At 69.5% G+C, this 17,809-nt stretch carries 25 protein-coding genes and 1 riboswitch; of the genes, 8 read left to right on the forward strand and 17 right to left on the reverse strand.

Annotated features, from left to right (window positions below; genetic code table 11):
• The 3 genes from TFC3_RS07445 to TFC3_RS07455 all read right to left on the reverse strand — a co-directional run.
• The coding region (locus TFC3_RS07445; protein ID WP_236718024.1) for an energy-coupling factor transporter transmembrane protein EcfT at window positions 1-517 on the reverse strand (517 nt) is incomplete at its 3' end.
• Window positions 514-1,959 carry an ABC transporter ATP-binding protein gene (locus TFC3_RS07450; protein ID WP_067497273.1) on the reverse strand — a complete coding sequence of 482 codons (1,446 nt, stop codon included), beginning with the start codon at window positions 1,957-1,959 and terminating at the stop codon, window positions 514-516. The genes TFC3_RS07445 and TFC3_RS07450, both read right to left, overlap by 4 nt.
• A gap of 3 nt (window positions 1,960-1,962) precedes the next feature.
• Window positions 1,963-2,556 carry an ECF transporter S component gene (locus TFC3_RS07455; protein WP_067497275.1) on the reverse strand — a complete coding sequence of 198 codons (594 nt, stop codon included), beginning with the start codon at window positions 2,554-2,556 and terminating at the stop codon, window positions 1,963-1,965.
• Window positions 2,557-2,620: 64 nt separating this feature from the next.
• Window positions 2,621-2,725, reverse strand: a riboswitch (TPP riboswitch).
• Between the two features lie 73 nt (window positions 2,726-2,798).
• On the opposite strand from TFC3_RS07455, the gene TFC3_RS07460 reads away from it, so the two are divergent.
• Both TFC3_RS07460 and TFC3_RS07465 read left to right on the forward strand, forming a co-directional pair.
• Window positions 2,799-3,614 (forward strand): alpha/beta fold hydrolase, encoded by an 816-nt coding sequence (locus tag TFC3_RS07460; protein WP_067497278.1) that lies wholly within the window; start codon window positions 2,799-2,801, stop codon window positions 3,612-3,614.
• Window positions 3,615-3,674: 60 nt separating this feature from the next.
• Window positions 3,675-4,211 (forward strand): DUF6328 family protein, encoded by a 537-nt coding sequence (locus TFC3_RS07465; RefSeq protein ID WP_236718025.1) that lies wholly within the window; start codon window positions 3,675-3,677, stop codon window positions 4,209-4,211.
• A 3-nt stretch (window positions 4,212-4,214) separates the two neighbouring features.
• On the opposite strand, the gene TFC3_RS07470 is transcribed toward TFC3_RS07465, so the two are convergent.
• The 7 genes from TFC3_RS07470 to TFC3_RS07500 are packed head-to-tail and all read right to left on the reverse strand — an operon-like array spanning window position 4,215 to window position 8,443.
• A complete protein-coding gene (locus TFC3_RS07470) occupies window positions 4,215-4,820 on the reverse strand; it encodes a hypothetical protein (RefSeq protein ID WP_236718369.1) in 606 nt (201 codons plus the stop codon).
• Window positions 4,821-4,830: 10 nt separating this feature from the next.
• The gene (locus TFC3_RS07475) at window positions 4,831-5,247 is read right to left on the reverse strand and encodes a Fur family transcriptional regulator (protein ID WP_067497282.1); all 417 of its coding nucleotides are present in this window, start codon (window positions 5,245-5,247) and stop codon (window positions 4,831-4,833) included.
• Entirely contained in the window at window positions 5,247-5,564 is a 318-nt protein-coding gene (locus TFC3_RS07480; RefSeq protein WP_067497284.1) for a metalloregulator ArsR/SmtB family transcription factor, read from the reverse strand. Before TFC3_RS07480 ends, TFC3_RS07475 begins: the two co-directional genes overlap by 1 nt.
• Window positions 5,561-6,433, reverse strand: a complete 873-nt coding sequence (locus tag TFC3_RS07485) for a metal ABC transporter permease (RefSeq protein ID WP_067497286.1) — start codon at window positions 6,431-6,433, stop codon at window positions 5,561-5,563. Before TFC3_RS07485 ends, TFC3_RS07480 begins: the two co-directional genes overlap by 4 nt.
• Complete coding sequence (locus tag TFC3_RS07490) at window positions 6,430-7,215, reverse strand: metal ABC transporter ATP-binding protein (RefSeq protein ID WP_067497288.1); 786 nt, start codon at window positions 7,213-7,215, stop codon at window positions 6,430-6,432. The genes TFC3_RS07485 and TFC3_RS07490 overlap by 4 nt, the downstream gene beginning before the upstream one ends.
• Window positions 7,212-8,135, reverse strand: coding sequence for a metal ABC transporter substrate-binding protein (locus tag TFC3_RS07495; RefSeq protein ID WP_067497290.1), 924 nt, complete (start codon window positions 8,133-8,135; stop codon window positions 7,212-7,214). The genes TFC3_RS07490 and TFC3_RS07495 overlap by 4 nt, the downstream gene beginning before the upstream one ends.
• A gap of 47 nt (window positions 8,136-8,182) precedes the next feature.
• Complete coding sequence (locus TFC3_RS07500) at window positions 8,183-8,443, reverse strand: DUF6703 family protein (RefSeq protein WP_067497292.1); 261 nt, start codon at window positions 8,441-8,443, stop codon at window positions 8,183-8,185.
• A 34-nt stretch (window positions 8,444-8,477) separates the two neighbouring features.
• Between TFC3_RS07500 and TFC3_RS07505 the strand changes: the two genes are divergently transcribed.
• From TFC3_RS07505 to TFC3_RS07515, 3 genes are all read left to right on the forward strand, one after another.
• Complete coding sequence (locus tag TFC3_RS07505) at window positions 8,478-8,819, forward strand: antibiotic biosynthesis monooxygenase (RefSeq protein WP_067497293.1); 342 nt, start codon at window positions 8,478-8,480, stop codon at window positions 8,817-8,819.
• Between the two features lie 16 nt (window positions 8,820-8,835).
• Window positions 8,836-9,363 carry a hypothetical protein gene (locus tag TFC3_RS07510; protein WP_067497296.1) on the forward strand — a complete coding sequence of 176 codons (528 nt, stop codon included), beginning with the start codon at window positions 8,836-8,838 and terminating at the stop codon, window positions 9,361-9,363.
• Window positions 9,364-9,449: 86 nt separating this feature from the next.
• Window positions 9,450-10,829, forward strand: a complete 1,380-nt coding sequence (locus tag TFC3_RS07515; protein ID WP_067497298.1) for a glycine--tRNA ligase — start codon at window positions 9,450-9,452, stop codon at window positions 10,827-10,829.
• A gap of 58 nt (window positions 10,830-10,887) precedes the next feature.
• Here the strand turns inward: TFC3_RS07515 and TFC3_RS36850 are convergent, their stop codons facing one another.
• Entirely contained in the window at window positions 10,888-11,388 is a 501-nt protein-coding gene (locus TFC3_RS36850; protein WP_067497300.1) for a tropomyosin, read from the reverse strand.
• Between the two features lie 169 nt (window positions 11,389-11,557).
• Window positions 11,558-12,040, reverse strand: a complete 483-nt coding sequence (locus TFC3_RS07525) for an XdhC family protein (protein WP_067497301.1) — start codon at window positions 12,038-12,040, stop codon at window positions 11,558-11,560.
• A 64-nt stretch (window positions 12,041-12,104) separates the two neighbouring features.
• On the opposite strand from TFC3_RS07525, the gene dusB reads away from it, so the two are divergent.
• Complete coding sequence (dusB, locus tag TFC3_RS07530; RefSeq protein WP_067497302.1) at window positions 12,105-13,229, forward strand: tRNA dihydrouridine synthase DusB; 1,125 nt, start codon at window positions 12,105-12,107, stop codon at window positions 13,227-13,229.
• 128 nt (window positions 13,230-13,357) lie between these two features.
• Here the strand turns inward: dusB and TFC3_RS07535 are convergent, their stop codons facing one another.
• From TFC3_RS07535 to TFC3_RS07555, 5 genes are read right to left on the reverse strand one after another with little or no spacing between them, the layout of a single operon-like run.
• Window positions 13,358-13,729: a hypothetical protein gene (locus TFC3_RS07535; RefSeq protein ID WP_067497303.1), complete on the reverse strand. Its 372-nt coding sequence runs from the start codon at window positions 13,727-13,729 to the stop codon at window positions 13,358-13,360.
• A 44-nt stretch (window positions 13,730-13,773) separates the two neighbouring features.
• The gene (locus TFC3_RS07540) at window positions 13,774-14,241 is read right to left on the reverse strand and encodes a roadblock/LC7 domain-containing protein (RefSeq protein WP_067497305.1); all 468 of its coding nucleotides are present in this window, start codon (window positions 14,239-14,241) and stop codon (window positions 13,774-13,776) included.
• A gap of 41 nt (window positions 14,242-14,282) precedes the next feature.
• Window positions 14,283-15,173: a DUF4388 domain-containing protein gene (locus TFC3_RS07545; protein WP_067497307.1), complete on the reverse strand. Its 891-nt coding sequence runs from the start codon at window positions 15,171-15,173 to the stop codon at window positions 14,283-14,285.
• Between the two features lie 10 nt (window positions 15,174-15,183).
• Window positions 15,184-15,576: a hypothetical protein gene (locus tag TFC3_RS07550; RefSeq protein WP_067497309.1), complete on the reverse strand. Its 393-nt coding sequence runs from the start codon at window positions 15,574-15,576 to the stop codon at window positions 15,184-15,186.
• A gap of 25 nt (window positions 15,577-15,601) precedes the next feature.
• A complete protein-coding gene (locus TFC3_RS07555) occupies window positions 15,602-16,087 on the reverse strand; it encodes a DUF4388 domain-containing protein (RefSeq protein ID WP_153040130.1) in 486 nt (161 codons plus the stop codon).
• A gap of 139 nt (window positions 16,088-16,226) precedes the next feature.
• On the opposite strand from TFC3_RS07555, the gene TFC3_RS07560 reads away from it, so the two are divergent.
• Together TFC3_RS07560 and TFC3_RS07565 are read left to right on the forward strand one after the other, a co-directional pair.
• Window positions 16,227-16,577: a VOC family protein gene (locus TFC3_RS07560; RefSeq protein ID WP_067497314.1), complete on the forward strand. Its 351-nt coding sequence runs from the start codon at window positions 16,227-16,229 to the stop codon at window positions 16,575-16,577.
• A 13-nt stretch (window positions 16,578-16,590) separates the two neighbouring features.
• The gene (locus TFC3_RS07565) at window positions 16,591-17,808 is read left to right on the forward strand and encodes a deoxyguanosinetriphosphate triphosphohydrolase (RefSeq protein WP_067497317.1); all 1,218 of its coding nucleotides are present in this window, start codon (window positions 16,591-16,593) and stop codon (window positions 17,806-17,808) included.
• Window position 17,809 lies beyond the last annotated feature (1 nt).

The following is a 17,809-nucleotide window of genomic DNA, read 5'->3' on the forward strand; positions in this document are numbered from 1 at the left end:
GGGTCAGCATCTGCCATTCCGAGGTCAGCAGCGGGATCATCCGGAAAGCGGCCAGCGCACCGATGGCGAAGCGGGCCGGGGCCTTGGCGTTCTGGACCAGCGCGTCGGCCAGGTCGGTGGGGTCGGTGGTGGCGAACACGATGATGCCGGGCAGGGCCACCGCGAAGACGCGCAGCACCAGGCCAACGGCGGTGGACACCACTGCGGTGGTGATGGCGAACGGGCCGAGCGTCAGCAGCACATCCCCACTTCGATCGGCCGCGAACAGCGTCATCGTGACCAGGATGCCCACGGCGCTCAGCGCGAGGGGCCAGGCACGGCGGACCAGCAGGCCGAGGCGAACGCCGAAGAACGGCAGCACCGCGAGTTCGATGGCGAGCGCGATCGCGGGGGTGAGCGGGTCGACGGTGGCGATCAGCGGCATCGAGAACAGCAGCGCCGCACCGAGTTTGGCGACCGGGTTGCGGCGGGCCAGCGGGGCAGTGGAAGAGGCCGCCAGGGGCTGCGCGAGCGTCATGACGGCCAGTCCCTCGACGGAAAGGCCGAGTAGCGGCGGGGCAGCGGAGGCGCCGGGGTCAGGTCGTGCACCCGGTCGGCCAGCGAAGCCACGAAGGCGTCGTCGTGGGTGACCGCGAGAATTCCATGCCCCTCGTCGCGCAGGCGGGCGAGCAGAGCAACCAGATCTATCCAGGTACGACGGTCCTGCCCGAAAGTTGGCTCGTCCAGGATCAGCACGCGCGGCGCGGTCGCCAGGGCCGTTGCCACACTCAGGCGCCGGGCCTCGCCGCCGGACAGCGTGTACGGATTGGCCCCCGCCAGCCGGGTCAGCCGCAACCGCTCCAGCAGCTCGTCCACGGTCGCCGTCACCTCGGCGGGGGAGCGGCCCAACCGGCGCGGACCCAGCGCCAGCTCGTCGGCCACCTTGGCGGTGACGAACTGGTGCTCGGGGTTCTGGAACACCGAGCCGATGCGCTGGGTGAGCTGGGCCGCCCGCCAGCGATGCGGTGGCTTCGGGTCCTCGAACGCGTGCACGCGACCCGGGCCCGGTGCCAGCAGCCCGCCCATGACCAGCGCCAGCGTCGACTTGCCGACCCCGTTGGGGCCGGTCATCGCCAGCACCTCGCCGGCGTGGACAGCCAAGCTGATCTCGTCGAGCCGATCGCGGACGGTGACGGACTCTGCGCGTACCAGCGAATCGCCGGGACGGGAAACGGCCCGGTGCTGGGGCAGTTGATAGCCCGGCACCCAGATCCCCTGCCCGGCCAGCGACGGACCGTGACCGGCGAACACGACCTCGGGCGCGCCGTCGGCCAGCACCCCGCCACCCGGTTCGAGCACGATCGCCCGGTCGACCAGCGGCAGCGCCTCGGCCACCCGGTGCTCGATGAGGATCAACGTGGTGTCCTGATCGAGCGACCGGGCGATGGCCTCGCGGACCAGCTCGGCGCCCTGCGGGTCGAGGTTCGCGGTCGGTTCGTCGAGCAGCAGCAGGCCCGGTCGCAGCGCCAGCACCCCGGCCAGCGCCAGGCGTTGCTGCTCGCCGCCGGACAGCGCATTGGCCGGCCGGGTGATCGGATACGGGAAGCCCACCCGGTCCAAGGCATCGCTCACCCGGGGCCAGATGTCGTTCTCCGGCACCCCCCGGTTCTCCAGCCCGAACGCCACGTCGTCGCCACTGCGGGCCATCACGAGCTGGGTCTGCGGATCCTGGAACAGCAACCCCGAGGTTTCCCGTACGCGCGGATCCCGCCCGTCGATCGTGACGCTTCCTTCGCCCTCGCCGGAGTCCTCGGGCAGCAGCCCGGCCAGCGCGGCGAGCAGGGTGCTCTTGCCCGCACCGGACGGGCCCAGCAGCAGCACCCGCTCGCCGTGCTGAATGTTCAGGTCGACGCCGCGTACAGCCCACGCCTTACGCCCGGCGTGACGCCATCCGAACCCCCGCAGCACGACCTCCGGCATGGCTCAGACCAGCGCCCGGTCCCGGCCGGCGGCGAAGCGGTCCAGCACCCCGGTGGGGGTCAGCGCCCGGGTCAGCGCCCAGCTGCCGGCGCCCGCGATGATCGTGCCGCTGACGATGGTGATCAGCGCGTACGGGATCCGGTAGTCCCACAGCTCCGTCTTGGCGTTCCAGGCGAAGAAGTCGAACACCGCAGCGCTCAGACCGGTCAGCGCCCCGGCCAGCAGCGCGGCCGGCAGCTTGTACGACCGGTACGCCAGCAGCGCGAACGCCAGCTCCGCACCGAGGCCCTGCACCAGCCCCTGCGGGATGACCGTGGCCCCCCACTTCGCGCCGAGCAGCGCGGAGATGAGAGCCGCCACGGTCTCGGTGTACAGCGAGGCGCCGGGCTTGCGGATGATCAGACCGGCCAGCACGGCGGGCATCAGCCAGACGCCATAGATCAGCGTCTGCGCCGGCGGGAAGAACGCGAACGCGCTCTCCGTCACGACCCACAGGGCGTTCCAGGCCCAGAAGATGACGCCAAATGCGACAGCGATGACGGACGCGATCACGATGTCGATCGTGCGCCATCGGTACTGCTGTGTGGTGCTTTTCATGGTGACCTCCCAGGGGTGGGAGGAGACGCACGCCAAGCCCCGGGTGAGCCCCGGAGCATGGCGCGGCTGGAGAAGACCGAGCTCCCTGCGCTGGCATTACCCAGATCAGGTTCGAGGGTCTGCGGTGTTACCCGCACTCTCAGCGCTGCGCGCTCCCCTGTCGGATGGAACTGAGGGTTGTTGCGTGTGTTTCGATGACGCTAACACCGTACGACCGTACGGAACAGCGTAGGAGGCGTCACATGGAGATCAAGGCCAGAGGGCTCGCGTTCGATGTGCACGCCGCAGGGCCCGAGGACGGCGACCCGGTGTTGCTGCTGCACGGGTTCCCGCAGGACCACCGCGAGTTCGATCTGATCCTGCCGCGGCTGCACTCGGCCGGGCTGCGCACGTACGCGCTGGACCAGCGCGGCTACTCGCCGGGCGCGCGGCCCGAGGCGGTGGCCGGCTACGCGCTGAGCGAGCCGACGGCCGACGCGGTGGCCGTGCTGGACGCGCTCGGGTTGCAGAAAGTGCACGTCGTGGGGCATGACTGGGGTGCACAGGTGGCCTGGCTGCTGGCGGACAAGCATCCCGATCGGGTACGCACGCTGACCGCGATCTCGGTGCCGCACCCGCGCGGGCTCGGCATCGCGCTGCGCAACCAGCCGTCGCAGAAGCTGCGGTTCGCCTACATGAAGGTGTTCCAGTCCCGGGTCGCCGAGCGGCTGCTGCTGGCCCGTGACGGTGCCGCGCTGCGACAACTCATGCGCCCGATCGGCCCGCGGGCCGCGATGTATGCCAGCGCGATGGCCGAGCCGGGCCGGCTGACCGGCGCGCTGAACTGGTACCGGGCGCTGTCCGCCGGGCAGCTGCGCAGTGTTGGCAAGATCACCGTGCCCACCACGTACGTGTGGAGCGATGGTGATCCGGTGGTGGGCCGCCCGGCCGCCCTGTCCACGCGCACCTGGGTGGAAGCCGACTACCGGTTCGTCGCGCTGCGCGGGATCGGTCACTGGGTGCCCGAAGAGGCCCCGAAGGCGCTGGCGGAGGTGACCCTCGCTCGCATCGGCGTTTGATGGCCCGGATGCGCGGGGAAATGTGGCGCCTCTGGAAAGTGACACCAAGGAGACGACCAGATGGCCGCCGAGAAGCGCCGGATGAAGAACGAGTCGGAGAAGCAGCGCTGGGACCGCAACTTCGCGGACCTGTTGCAGGAACTCCGCGTCGCGCAGACCGGTGTGCAGATCCTGTTCGCTTTCCTGCTGACCCTGCCGTTCAGCAACGGCTTCACCAAGACCACCGACCTCCAGCGCGACACCTACATCGTCGCGCTGATCACTGCCGCCTTCGCCACCGCGATGATCATCTCGCCGGTGGCGTTCCACCGCGCGCTGTTCCGCCAGGGCCGCAAACCCGAGCTGGTCCGGTACGCGCACCGCATGGCCACCGGCGGCCTCGCGTTCATGCTGGTCTCCATGGTCAGCAGCGTCCTGCTGATCACCGACTACCTGCTCAACATCTGGGCCGCCATGATCTTCACCGGCATCACCGGCGCCTGGTTCCTCGCCTTCTGGGCCGCGATCCCGTTCACCCGGCGTAACTGGATGGACGAGGACGAGGAAGAGGAGGACGAGAATTTCGCCGAGGACGCCGCCGAGCCCGACCGCTCCTAGCCGCTACACCTGGCGGGCGGGTTTGAGGCCCAGCTCGCGCAGCTCCAGGGCGGCCAGCGCATCGACCGCCTGGGCATCGCCGTTGCGCCACGACTGCGCGATGTCCGGGCCGAGCCTTGTCAGCTCGCTGAGCGGCCGGCTGACCAGCGCCCGCAACGCCAGCAGGTCCTTGCCGGCCGGGTCGTTGCGGACCCGGGCGGCCACCCCGGCGCGGCGCATCCAGCGCAGCCGCAGCGGCAGCCAGGCGAACAGCACCAGCGCCAGCGGCACGGCGATGATCAGCACGGCCAGCCACGTGGCAATGTCGTTGACGACTTCCTGCTGCTGGCGCCCGGCCTCGGCGAGGTTGCCGGCCGCCCCCGCCGCGCTGTTGAACGGCGAGGTCAGCTGGTCGCCGACCAGCGGCACCCGGCCGACCTTGCCGCCGATGTCGGTGAGGTTGCCGGCGATCCCGGCCCCGGCCTCCTGCAACTTCTGGCCGGGCACGGCGAGTTTCTCGACGGTGTCGTTGATCCACAACCCGGCCCGGATCCAGGCATACACCCAGATCACCACGAGCAGATCGGTCAGGAGCTGGCGGACGGCGGTGGGCAGCCGGTCGGCGTACATTTTCACGCCGTCAGGATTCCGTCTTTTGTCCCGCCGCGCAGCCCGGACAGGTGCCGAAGATCTCCATAGTGTGCGAGACATTGACGAAACCGTGGCGCCCGGCGACCTTGTCGGCCCAGGTCTCCACGGCCGGTCCCTCGACCTCGACGGTGCGGCCACAGGACCGGCACACCAGGTGATGATGGTGCCCGCTGCTGCACCGGCGGTAGAGGTGCTCGCCACCGGGCGGGCGCATCACGTCGATCTCGCCGGCGTCCGCGAGGCCCTGCAGCGTGCGGTACACGGTGGTCAGCCCGACCCGCTCGCCGCGGTCACGCAGGATCGCGTGCAGGTCCTGAGCACTGTGGAAGCCTTCGCAGTCGGCGAGCAGGTCCCGTACGGCGCTGCGTTGCTTGGTGTTGCGGACGACCGCATGCTGATCCGTCATCACTGAGCCTCCCTCGCGTGACTCACCGCGTCCGCCACGATGTGCGCGACGTGTTCGTCCACCAGTGAGTATGCGATCTCACGACCGCGTCTGGCACCCCGCACGACGCCCGCCCCGCGCAGCACCCGCAGATGCTGGGAGACCAGCGGTTGCGGGGCGCCCAGTTTCTCCACCAGCTCGTGCACGCAGCGTTCGCCGCCGCCGAGCTCCGCGACGATCGCCACCCGGATCGGAGCCGACAACGCGCGCAGCAACTCGCCGGCTGCCTCGTACGCCTCATACCCGGTGGTGCGGCCCGGCACCGGTTGCGCGCTCATCGGGCCCCCGCCTCGATCACCACGTCCGGCGGCTCGGCATGCTGCGCCGCCGGGATGTGTCTGCGCAGCGTGCGCCACAGGGCCGAGCCGACCGAGATGGCCAGGAAGGCGGCGATGGCCAGGATCACGATGGTCGCGCCCGGCGGCGTGTCGACCTCGCCGGAGACCGTCACCCCGGCCGCGGCGGCCACCACGCCGATGAGCATGGCCGCGGCCATCGTGGTCCGGAAGCCGCGCGTGACCTGCTGAGCGGCGGCCACCGGCACCACCATCAGCGCGCTGACCAGCAGCAGACCGACGGTGCGCATGGCGATCGTCACGGTCACCGCGGTCATCACCGCCAGGAGCAGATTGAGGGTACGCACAGGCAGCCCGGAAACCTTTGCGTACTCCTCGTCGTTGCAGACCGCGAACAACGCCGGCCGCAGCGCCAGCATCGCCACCAGCACCGCCACCCCGAGCACCAGGATCACGATCAAATCGCCGCGCGTGGTGGTGATCAGCGAGCCGAACAGGTATTGCACCAGGTTGCCGCTCGTGCTGTCCGACAACCCGACCAGCACGACGCCGCCCGCGATGCCGCCGTAGAAGAGCAAGGCCAGGGCAAGATCGCCGGAGGTACGTCCACGTTCTCGTACCAGCTCCACGCCGATCGCCCCCACCACCGAGACGATCACCGCGGTCAGCACCGGGGACTGCTGCACCAGCAGGCCAACCCCGACACCGGTCAGCGCCACGTGCCCGATGCCGTCACCGATCAGCGACAACCGGCGCTGCACCAGGTAGATCCCCAGCGCCGGCGCGGCCAGCCCGATGATCAGCGCGCCGGCCAGGGCTCGCAGCATGAAGTCGTACTGGAAAAGGCTCACTGTTGGCTCGCTGGCATCCGGTCGGTGGGGGCTACGCAGATCACCGGGCGTTCGGGTTCCGCGTGCGGGTGGAGGTGGTCGTGGCCGGGTCCGGCGTGGTGCCCTGCGGGTTCGGGGACCTTGCCCTCGTACGCGATGCGCCCGTCGTGCACCACCACCGCCTTGCCGATCAGCGGCTCCAGCGGGCCCAGCTCGTGCGCGACCAGCAGGATTGTGCCGCCGCGCTGGGCGAAGCGGGTGAGCACCCCGGCGAACGCCTCCTGGCTGGCCGCGTCCACCCCGGCCGTCGGCTCGTCAAGCACCAGCAGGTCGGGGCGCCCAGCCAGCGCCCGGGCGATCAACGTACGCTGCTGCTGACCGCCGGAGAGCGTGGTCACCGGGTCGTTCACCCGATCCAGCAGCCCGACGTCCTCCAGTGCGGCCCGTACGGCGGCCCGGTCTTCGGCTCCGGGGAACCGGAAGATCCCGCGGCGGGCGAGCCGGCCGGACGCCACGACCTCACCGACCGTGGCGGGCACCCCGCTGCCGGCTCCGAGGCGTTGCGGTACGTAGCCGATGCGCGCCCAGTGGCGGAAGCGGCGCTGCGGCGTACCGAACAAGTCGATCTCTCCACCGGCCAGCGGAACCAGACCCAGGATCGTGCGCACCAGCGTGCTCTTGCCCGAACCATTGGCCCCGAGGATCGCGACGACCTGCCCGCTCTCGACCTGCATCGAGACGTCGCGCAGCACCGAGCGCCCACCGTAGGCGACCACGCCGTGGCGCACCGATACAGCCGTCATGAGGTGCACCCCAATGCCGTGGTCAGGGCGGTCAGGTTGGCTCGCATCACCGAAAAGTAGTCCGCTCCCGGCTCACTCACACCTTCGAGCGGATCGAGTACGGCTGTGCGCGCACCCACCTCCCGCGCAATGGTCTCGGCGACCTTCGGGCTGACCAGGGTTTCGAAGAAGATGGTCGTGGTGGCCGTGGCTCTCGCCTCCTCGGCGACATGGGCGAGGCGCTGCGGCGACGGCTCCGCCTCGGGGGAGATCCCGGTGATGCCGACCTCGGTCAGCGCGTACCGGTCGGCCAGGTAGTGAAAAGCCTCGTGGCTGGTGACGATCTCGCGGCGCTCACACGTTTTCAGTGTGGCGGCGTATTCCATGTCCAGGGCGTCCAGCTCGGCGTGCACGGCTTCCGCGCGGCTCGCATAGTCCGAGGCGTGCGCCGGGTCGATGGTGGCGAGCCGATCGGCCAGAGCGTCCCCGATCGTCGCGTAGCGCACCGGATCGAGCCACACGTGCGGATCGAGCGCGCCGTGCTCGTGCTCTTCTTCCTCGCCGCCGGGCTCGTGCTCGTGGCCCTCGGCGCTCAGCATCTGCACCACACCGCTGACATCCAGGGCGCGATCCGCGGCCTCCAGGTCGATGGCCTGATCCACGGCGGGCTGGAAACCGGTGAGGTAGATCGCCAGCCCGGCGTCGGCGACCTGGCCCACCTGGCGCGGGTTCAGCTCGACGTCGTGCGGCTCGGCTCCCGGCTTGGTGAGGTTGACGACGTCGGCCTGCGGCCCGCCGATCCGCTCGGCCAGGTATTGCAGCGGGTAGAACGCGGTCACCACGTCGAGCCGGCCGTCGGTGAAGCCGCTCGCGCGCTGGGCGCAGCCGGCCAGCACGAGCACAGCGAGAGCCGAGGCGAGGACCTTGCTCGGCGACGGCATCTCACCACCATGACCGGAAATGGTAATGATTGTCAAAAGCGCATGTGTCACAGCGCCTTGGCGATCACCACGGCAAAGAGCAGGACCAACAGGATCAACCGGATCGCCCGTACGGACCCCGGCTGCACCGGCCAGGTGGTGAACGTCAGCGCCGCCAACGCCGCACCGAGCACGAACAACAGGGCGGCGCCCACGATCCCGGGCAGGAACAACCCACCCAGGAACACCACCAGCGCGATCACAAAGGCCGTCGTCGGGTTCACGCTCGCCAGACGGCGCAGCAGGTTTGCGGGCGGGGACGGGGTCACGTCGGCTCTCCTGGAGTGTGCGTAGGCTCACGTCATGCTGGTGCTCAACCGCTTCGTCGTCCCGACCGAAACCCAGGACTCGTTCGCCGAACGGGCGCACGCCGCCCTGGCCGCCCTCGCCGCGAGCACCGGATATCGATCCGGCCGGCTCACCCGTGCGCTGGACGACCCCGCCTACTGGACCCTGGTCACAGAGTGGGAATCCGTCGGAGCCTACCGGCGCGCGCTGGGCGGCTTCGACGTCAAGGTGCACGCCACCCCGCTGCTGTCGGAATCGCTCGACGAGCCGTCCGCCTTCGAAACACTCGCCTCGGCCGGGCCGGGGGAGGCGGTGCACGTGGCGGCCAGCGACCGGGCCGCCGAACCGTGGCGCTGACCCGTACGCTGGGTTCATGACCTTTCCTTCGGCCACGCCGGGGTACCCGCCTGCTGCGGCGCCTTTTGCGCCGCCGCCTCCGCAGGGTCCCGGGGTGCAGCCGCCCTTTCCGGCGCCGCCGGTCGAGGGGCGCGGCCGGCGCCGGGCCATCGGCATCTGGGTCGGGATCGGCACGTTCCTGCTCGTGGCCGGCGGCGGGCTGGCCGCGTTGATCGGCGTCTTCACCGTCGGCGGCAAGGCCCTCGACGAGCGCGCCGACGTGGCCGTCAGTCACTACCTGGACGCGGTGGGCGAGCGGCGCTATGACGACGCCTACGACATGCTGTGCGCCTCGGCGCGGGCGCGGCAGAGCGAGGAACAGTTCACCCAGAGCGTCTCCGGCGACCAGCCGATCGCCCGCTACGACGTGGGCGAGCTGGACCTGGTCCGGCTCAGCGTCCCGGTCGAGGTGCGCTACGCCGACGGATCCAGCGGGCAACTGCGGGCGTACCTGGAGCAAAACCGGTCGACGGGCGCCTTCGAGGTGTGCAGTCTCGAGGAGTAATCTCCTGATTTTGCCAGACCCTCTGGTGCCAGACCCACTGTCCACCTCTCATGTCCCCGCCGACCTCCAGCCGGCGTAGGAGGATCATGCCCGCCGACCGTATCGACGCCGTCGTCAGCCTGGCCAAGCGCCGTGGCTTTGTCTTCCCCTCCAGCGAGATCTACGGAGGCACCCGCTCGGCGTGGGACTACGGTCCGCTGGGCGTGGCCCTCAAGGAAAACGTCCGCCAGCAGTGGTGGCGCACCATGGTCCAGCAGCGCGACGACATCGTCGGCCTGGACTCCGCGGTGATCCTGGCCCGCGACGTCTGGACCGCCTCGGGTCACATCGACGCGTTCGTCGACCCGCTGACCGAGTGCCAGTCATGCCACAAGCGGTTCCGCGCCGACCACCTCGAGGAGGCGTGGGAGGCCAAGCACGGCAGCGCGCCGGCCTCGCTGAGCGAGCTCAACTGCCCCAACTGCGGCAACAAGGGCACGTTCACCGAGCCCAAGATGTTCAACGGCCTGATGAAGACCTACCTCGGCCCCACCGAGAGCGCGGAAGGGCTGCACTACCTGCGCCCCGAGACCGCCCAGGGCATCTTCGTCAACTACAACAACGTGGCCACCGCGGCCCGCAAGAAGCCGCCCTTCGGCATCGCCCAGGTCGGCAAGTCGTTCCGCAACGAGATCACCCCCGGCAACTTCATCTTCCGCACCCGCGAGTTCGAGCAGATGGAGATGGAGTTCTTCGTCGAGCCCGGCTCGGACGAGCAGTGGCACGAGTACTGGCTCGAGCAGCGCTGGAACTGGTACCGGGAGCTTGGCCTGAGCGAGGCCAACCTGCGCTTCTTCGAGCACCCCAAGGAGAAGCTCTCGCACTACTCCAAGCGCACGGTCGACATCGAATACCGCTTCCAGTTCGGCGGCACCGAGTTCGCCGAGCTCGAGGGCATCGCCAACCGCACCGACTTCGACCTGAGCACCCACTCCAAGCACTCCGGCGTCGACCTGTCGTACTTCGACCAGGAGAAGCAGGAACGCTGGGTGCCGTACGTAATCGAACCGGCCGCGGGTCTGACCCGGGCGGTGCTGGCGTTCCTGCTGGAGGCCTACGACGAGGACGAGGCCCCTAACACCAAGGGCGGCGTCGACAAGCGCACGGTCATGCGCTTCGACCCCCGGCTGGCCCCGATCAAGGTCGCGGTCCTCCCGCTGTCGCGCAATCCGGAGCTCTCCCCGAAGGCCAGGGGCCTGGCCGAGACGCTGCGCAAGCGCTGGATGGTCGAATTCGACGACTCCCAGGCCATCGGCCGCCGCTACCGCCGCCAGGACGAAATCGGCACCCCGTTTTGCGTAACGGTCGACTTCGACACCCTCACCGACGACGCGGTAACGGTCCGCGACCGCGACACGATGAAGCAGGAGCGGGTCGGCCTGGACCAGATCGAGGACTACCTGATCAAGCGCCTGCCGGGCTGCTGAGACCTGCCAACGGCTGACGCCGCCCAGCCCCTCTGCGAAAGGGCTGGGCGGCGCCGGATCACTCCTGGCTCGCGGGTCGCTCGATCAGCGTCTTGAGCATGCCTTCGATGCTGCCGAGGCGCTTTCCGAACTCATCGACTCTCGCGTCCAGCCGGTCGACCTTGCCGTCGAGCCGGTCCACCTTTCGATCGAGCTGGTCCACTCTGCCGGTGAGCTGGTCGACCTTGCCGTCGAGCTGGCCCACCTTTCGATCGAGCTGGTCCACTCTGCCGGTGAGCTGGTCGACCTTGCCGTCGAGCTGGCCCACCTTTCGATCGAGCTGGTCCACCCTGCCGGTGAGCCGGTCGACCTTGCCGTCGAGCCGGTCCACCTTTCGATCGAGCTGGTCCATTCTGCCGTCGAGGCGGTCCAGCCTGGCCGTGTGTTCGTCCAGCTTCAGGCCCTGCTCCACCTGTGTCAGATGGACTTTCTGGATCAGCGACGTCTGGGCGTTCAGTTTTTCGCTGAAGTCGGCCTGATCGCGGTCCAGCTGCGCGCGTAGCCTTTCCTGTTCATCCATGCGTCTCTCCAAGAGAGCGACTCTTCGGGGTAGATGTGCGTCGTCTTCCACCGCCGGAACCTCCGGATAAAGGGGTTATGTGGTGATGCCCTCGGTGTTACGACCAAGAGGAGATCACGGCGGCAGCCATCTAGTCAAGTGACTATAGTCGTGCGTTAATGAGACAAGTTTAGAACGCGAACCCGCCCGGCCGCTCGTTCCGGTCGGCGATCAGACCCGCGAGCGTGGCAACAGCGATCTCCGCGGGGGTCTTGCTGCCGATGTTCAGTCCGATCGGGCGGTGGATCTGGGCAATAGCATCATCCGGTACGTCCAAAGCTTGCAGAGCAGGCACGTGCGGCGCCTCGCGGTTCGGGTTGCCGATGATGCCGATCCAACGCGCGGACGTACCCAGAGCATCTTTCAGAACCGTGCCGATCTCTGCCCGGTGGTGATCGGTCAGCACGATGTCCGCGTGCTCATTCACCCCGGCGGCCGTCAGGTCGCTGACGAGCATGTCCCCGTGCGGCCGCGGCGAACCCTGCAACCGGGTCGGATCCGGCTCCACAAGCGTGCAGGTGAACCCGAGGTCCATGGCGAAGCGGATCAGCGCGTCCGCCACCGGGGAAGCGAACACGGCGATGAGGTGGCGCGGGCTCTGCTCGGCTTGCACACCCCGACTCTGCCAGAACCGGGTGTGCCATGCTCGATGAGTGACATCAGCACTCCCGCTCACCATGAAGCCACTCACCCTGGGTAAGCACCAGGCCTGGCCGCCCGTCGTGCTCGCCCCGATGGCCGGCATCACCAACGTGGCGTTCCGCTCGCTGTGCCGCGAGCAGGGCGGCGGGGTCTACGTGTGCGAGATGATCACGACGCGGGCGCTGGTCGAGCGGATCCCCAAGACCCTCAAGATGATTGAGTTCGGTCCCGATGAGGATTTCCGGAGCCTGCAGCTCTACGGGGTGGACCCGGACGTGACTGCCGCGGCCGTACGGATGGTTGCCGAGGGTAACCTCGCCGACCACATCGACCTCAACTTCGGCTGCCCGGTCCCCAAGGTCACCAGGCGCGGCGGCGGCAGCGCCCTGCCCTGGCGCCGCAAGCTGTTCGGCCGCATCGTCAAGCAAGCCGTGCAGGCCGCCGAGCCCTACGGGGTCCCGGTCACCATCAAGATGCGCAAGGGCATCGACGAGGAGCATTTGACGTACGTCGAAGCCGGCCTGATCGCGCAGGAAGCTGGCGTGGCGGCTGTCGCACTGCACGCTCGCACGGCCGAGCAGCGTTACTCCGGCACCGCCGACTGGGACGCCATCGCCACCCTCAAGCAGGCGCTCGCCGTCCCGGTGCTCGGCAACGGTGACATCTGGGAAGCCGCCGACGCGATGCGCATGGTCGCGCACACCGGCGTGGACGGTGTGGTCGTGGGCCGCGGCTGCCTGGGCCGGCCGTGGCTGTTCAAGGACCTGCAGGCCGCCTTCGCCGGCATCGAGTCCCAGGAACTGCCCACCCTCGGCGAGGTAGCGGCAATCATGTCCCGCCACGCCCACCTGCTCGTCGACGCGCTGGGCGACGAACGCCACGGCTGCGCTGACTTCCGCAAGCACGTCGCCTGGTATCTCAAGGGCTTCCCGGTCGGCGGCGAACTCCGCCGCGGGCTGGCCATGGTCACCTCGCTGGCCCAGCTCGACGACCTGCTGGGCAAGCTCGAGGCCGACCAGCCCTTCCCGCGCGAGTCCCTGGGCCAGCCCCGCGGCCGCATCAACGCCCCGGGCAAGGTCTCCCTGCCCTACGGCTGGCTCGACAGCCGCGACGACGAGTCTGTCCCCGAGGGCGCGGAGATGGAAAACTCCGGCGGATGACCCGTCGGATTGAGTGAGGCGGATGCGGACCGAAAGATCTGTTGGGGCCTGGATGCTCTTGGCGGCTGAATGGGCGGGGGCGGGGCGAGCGCCAGGTGCCCGTCCCGCCCCCGATCCCACGATGACGCTCAGACGTCGATGTCGTTTTCGATGCGGCGGAGGTGGTGGCGGGCCATGGCCAGGTTGGAGCGGTCCCGGCGCAGGGCCACATAGAGGAAGAGGCCCTTACCGGAGCGGCTGGTGAGGGGGCGGATCATGTGGTACTGCATGTCGAGGGTGATCAGGATGTCCTCGATTTTTTCGGAGATGTTGAGCATCTCCATGGCGCGGAGTTTGGCTCGGACCACGTCGGTGTTGCCGGCCGCTGCCACCGTCAGGTCGAGTTCCTTGCCGCCGCCGGCCGTGCCCAGGGCCATGCCGCTGGTGTGATCGACCAGCGCTACGCCGATGGCGCCGTCGATGTCCATAATTTCCTTGAGTGCGGTTTCCATGTCAGCCATGGATCTTGTTCCTCCGTAGTGATGTGCGTACCAAACAAATGGGCTCAGCGGCCTCGTATGGCGTTCTGCAGAGTGGCCATCGGCGTGCGCCGGGCGAGAGGAGCCGACTGCGCCGGGATCTCCGGCAGCGGCGGGGCTGGGGGCTGCAGAACCAGGACCTCGACCAGCCGGCGTACGGCGCGGCGCGCTTCCAGGTGCACCATCGCCAGGTTCGCGTTGCGCGTGGTGACCAGCGTGAGCAGGGCGTTCGGGCCCGCGGTGTACGAGGTGATGTAGCCACCGTCGCATTCGACTACCGATTCGCGCAGCTCACCGTGGTTGACGGCGTGCGCGAAGCGCCGGGCCAGGGCCAGGTGGGCGGCGGCCAGGGCGGCAATGCTGTCAGGTTCGATGCCGTGCGCGTCATGCGCGACCACCATGCCGTCCGTGGTGGCCAGGACACTGCCGGACAGCTCGGGCAGCCGCTTGCGCAGGTTGCCGAGTTCGGTCAGAACCGCCGTGTCCACGGTCATCGTCGGGGACTCCCTTCTGAAAAGCTGAGGCGGGGCACGGGTCATCGCAGCGCTCGCAAGGCCGCGCAGAGGCGTTTGAGCAGGGCTTCGTCGGCGCCATGCCGCGGCGGCGGGGGCGCCTCAGCCAAGTCGCGGGGCAAGCGGGCGCCGGGTTTCCGCCGATCAAGCGGCGGCGGAGAAGACGGTGGGGCCGGCGGTGGGGCCGTCGGAGGGCCAGACGAGGGCCCCGGGGCGCACAGGGTGAGCTGTGGACGTACCGGCGCATCCTGGGGTTGTTCTATCAGCCCCGCGGCCGCAAGTTTGCGCAGCTCCTGGACCGTCGCAAAACCCGCGCGACCGAGCAGCAGAGCCAGATCCCCAGGGGTGCGCTGGCCGTCGGCATGCACCAGCAGCTCCCACTGCGCGGCGGTCACGGTGATCCGTGCGCGGGGCGGACGGGCGACCGGGATGACCGGGGCCGCGTCGATCGCCGGGTTGGGCAGGATCTCGTCCAGCAACCGCGCGCGGCGCCGGGCCTCGCGCTCCAACGACGTCGCGTCGATGCGCACCACGTCACCGAGCCAGTGCCGGGCCCCGTCGAGAAAGTCCACCGGCGCCTCGGTCGCGCCGAAGATGAAGTACGCCGCGTCGTAGGTCGCCCCCAGCACACACAGTTCCAGCTCACCCTGGGTGAGGTGACCGTGCTCGACCAGCAGCCGCCCGGCCGGCACCCGCCCGCAACCCGCGTCCACCGCAGCCTGCCAGGTGCGCGCAGCCAGCCGCCCCGACGCGGTGAGCAGCTCCCCGACCCCCGGCGCCGCCGCCGACTCCGCGTAGGTCACCTGACCGTCCACCAGGTGAACCGTGCCCCCGGCGAAGACCAGCGCACCGGTCCGCCGGTCGTCAGCGGCCTGCGCGAACTGAGCGGCTTGGGAAAGCAGGGCGGCCGTCACCTTGAGCTCCTCATTGCGGTTGAGTGACTGTGGTCAGTTGTTCGGCGAGGGTCTGCATCCGCAGGCGGGCCACGGCGAGGTTGCCGCGCAGCCGGTCCAGCCATAGGTAGAGCACCAGCCGGCTGTCGAAGCCGGTGTGCACCAGGCGCAGCAGGTGGTAACCGCCGGCCGTCGTGATGATCAGATCCTCAAGCAGGTCGTGGGGGACCGCCGAGACGAACAGCGAGCGGCTCTGCGCCGCTTGTACGACCTCCGCCGTACCGGCCGCCGCGGCCTCGTGGTCCTCGTTGGGTGCGGCTCCGGTCATCGCGACCGGGAACCCGGTGGTGTAGTCGACGATGCTGGCCCCGAGCGCGCCGGGAATCGTCATGGCCTCCCGCAGACATTCCTCGACCCCGGGCACGTCACTCCTCTGCCGTGATAGGGGTTCATACCTTCGGGGGGATCTTCGCCACCCCGCCGTCACAATGGGCCATCTTGCGGGCACGCTGCGATCTCGGGTCGCACCAGATGTGCGTCATGTTTTTCGATACCCGGCTCCGAACCGACGCAAGGCCGGCCAGCCAGTGACGCTCATCGTTGACGAACCACGCCGGGCCGTCGCCGCGCAGCGCTTCATGGGTGGCGTCGGCGATTGTGGCGGCCAGGCGTTCGTGCAGCTCACCGGGGCCGAGCCAGCCATCGCGCAGCAGCGAGGTGCGGCGGCCGGTCTGGTACGCATGCTGCCACACCGCCGCGGGCAGGCGCCCCGATCCGACGAGCCGCTCGCCGAGCCCCCGTGATGCGGGAGACTCCGCGTACGAGATGCGTCCCGCCACCAGATAGACGGTGCCGCCCGGCGCGCCGCCGATGTGCAGTGCGCCGGTGCGACCGGCCCGGGCCAGATCGATCAGGTGCTGACGATTCGCATGCACGACGTCCTCCTTGAGGCCAGTGTCGGAGGTGCCGGCGGCGGAGGTCGCACGACCGGTGCGTCGTCTGTGCGGCGCGAACCGGACGGTTGCGCGTAACATGATCGTCACTTTCGATGGGATCTCGTGGAGGTCGTGCTCTATGCCCAGCAGCTGGGAACAGGTCGTCGTTGACGCGGAAGATCCGGCCCGGCTCGCTCGCTGGTGGGCCGAGGCGCTCGGCTACCGGATCGTGCACGAGGGCCCGGACGAGGTGGAGATCCGCCGCGCCCCCGACCAACTGCCGGGCCTGCTGTTCACCACCGTCCCGGACGCCAAGACGGCAAAGAACCGCCTGCACATCGACCTGCGCCCCGACGACCAGGAATCCGAGGTCGAACGCCTGGTCGACATGGGGGCCCGCCCCGTCGACATCGGCCAGCACGAGGTCAGCTGGGTGGTGCTCGCCGACCCCGAGGGCAACGAGTTCTGCGTGCTCAGCTCGAAAAAATGAGTACTGTTGATCTGTGCCGCGCGACGCCGAACGCTGGGTGAGCGAACCCGGCAAGGACAGCGGCTATGGCCGTACCCCCTTCGAACGCGACCGCGCCCGGGTGCTGCACTCGGCCGGTTTCCGGCGGCTGGCCGCCAAGACCCAGGTGCACACGGCCGGCGTCGACGACTTCCTGCGAACCCGGCTGACCCATTCGCTGGAAGTCGCGCAGATCTCCCGGGAGATGGGCGCGCGGCTGGGCTGTGACCCGGACGTGGTGGACGTGGCCGGGCTGGCCCACGACATCGGCCACCCGCCGTTCGGGCACAACGGCGAGGCAGCGCTCGACGTGATCGCTCAGCCCTGCGGAGGATTCGAGGGCAACGCCCAGACGCTGCGGGTGCTGACCCGCCTGGAGGCCAAGGTCGAGGGCGCCGGACTCAACCTGACCCGCGCCTCGCTCGACGCCGCCTGCAAATACCCCTGGCCCAGGCGGCCCAAGACCCGCAAGTTCGGGGTCTATCCCGACGACCGGCCGGTGTTCGATTGGGTACGCCAAACCGCGCCGCCCGGCGACCATCGCTGCCTCGAAGCCCAGGTCATGGACTGGGCCGACGACGTCGCGTACTCGGTGCACGACGTCGAGGACGGCATCCACGGCGGCTACCTGTCATTGCGCCCGCTGCTGGACGACGCCGACGAACGCGCCGAGCTGTGCGCCGACGTGGCCGGCACCTACTCCGACGAGAGCCCGGCCAAGCTGGCCGAGGCGCTCGACCTGCTGCTGGCCGACGACCTGGTGCACGCCACGGCCGGCTACGACGGCACGTACCGCTCGCAGGTCGCCCTCAAACGCATGACCAGCGTGCTCACCGGCCGGTTCGTGGCCTCCGCGGTCGGCGCCACCAGCAGCCGCCACAACAGCGAGCCGGTACGCCGCTACGCCGCCGACCTCATCGTCCCGCGCACCGTGCGCAACCAGTGCGCCCTGCTCAAGGGCATGGCCCTGCGCTACGTCATGCGAGCCCGCGCCGCCGAGCACTGGTACGAACAACAAAGAGAGATCCTCACCACTCTTGTCGAGGAACTCTGCCGCCGCGCCCCCGGCTACCTCGATCCCATGTTCACCGCCATGTGGCACGAGGCCTCGGACGATGCCGCCCGTCTGCGCGTCGTCGTCGACCAGGTCGCCTCGCTGACCGACCCGGCCGCCGTCACCTGGCACCGGACCCTCGTGGCAAGCGCCCGCTGAG

It is taken from the genome of Actinoplanes sp. TFC3, assembly GCF_001553785.1.
GTDB lineage: Bacteria > Actinomycetota > Actinomycetes > Mycobacteriales > Micromonosporaceae > Actinoplanes.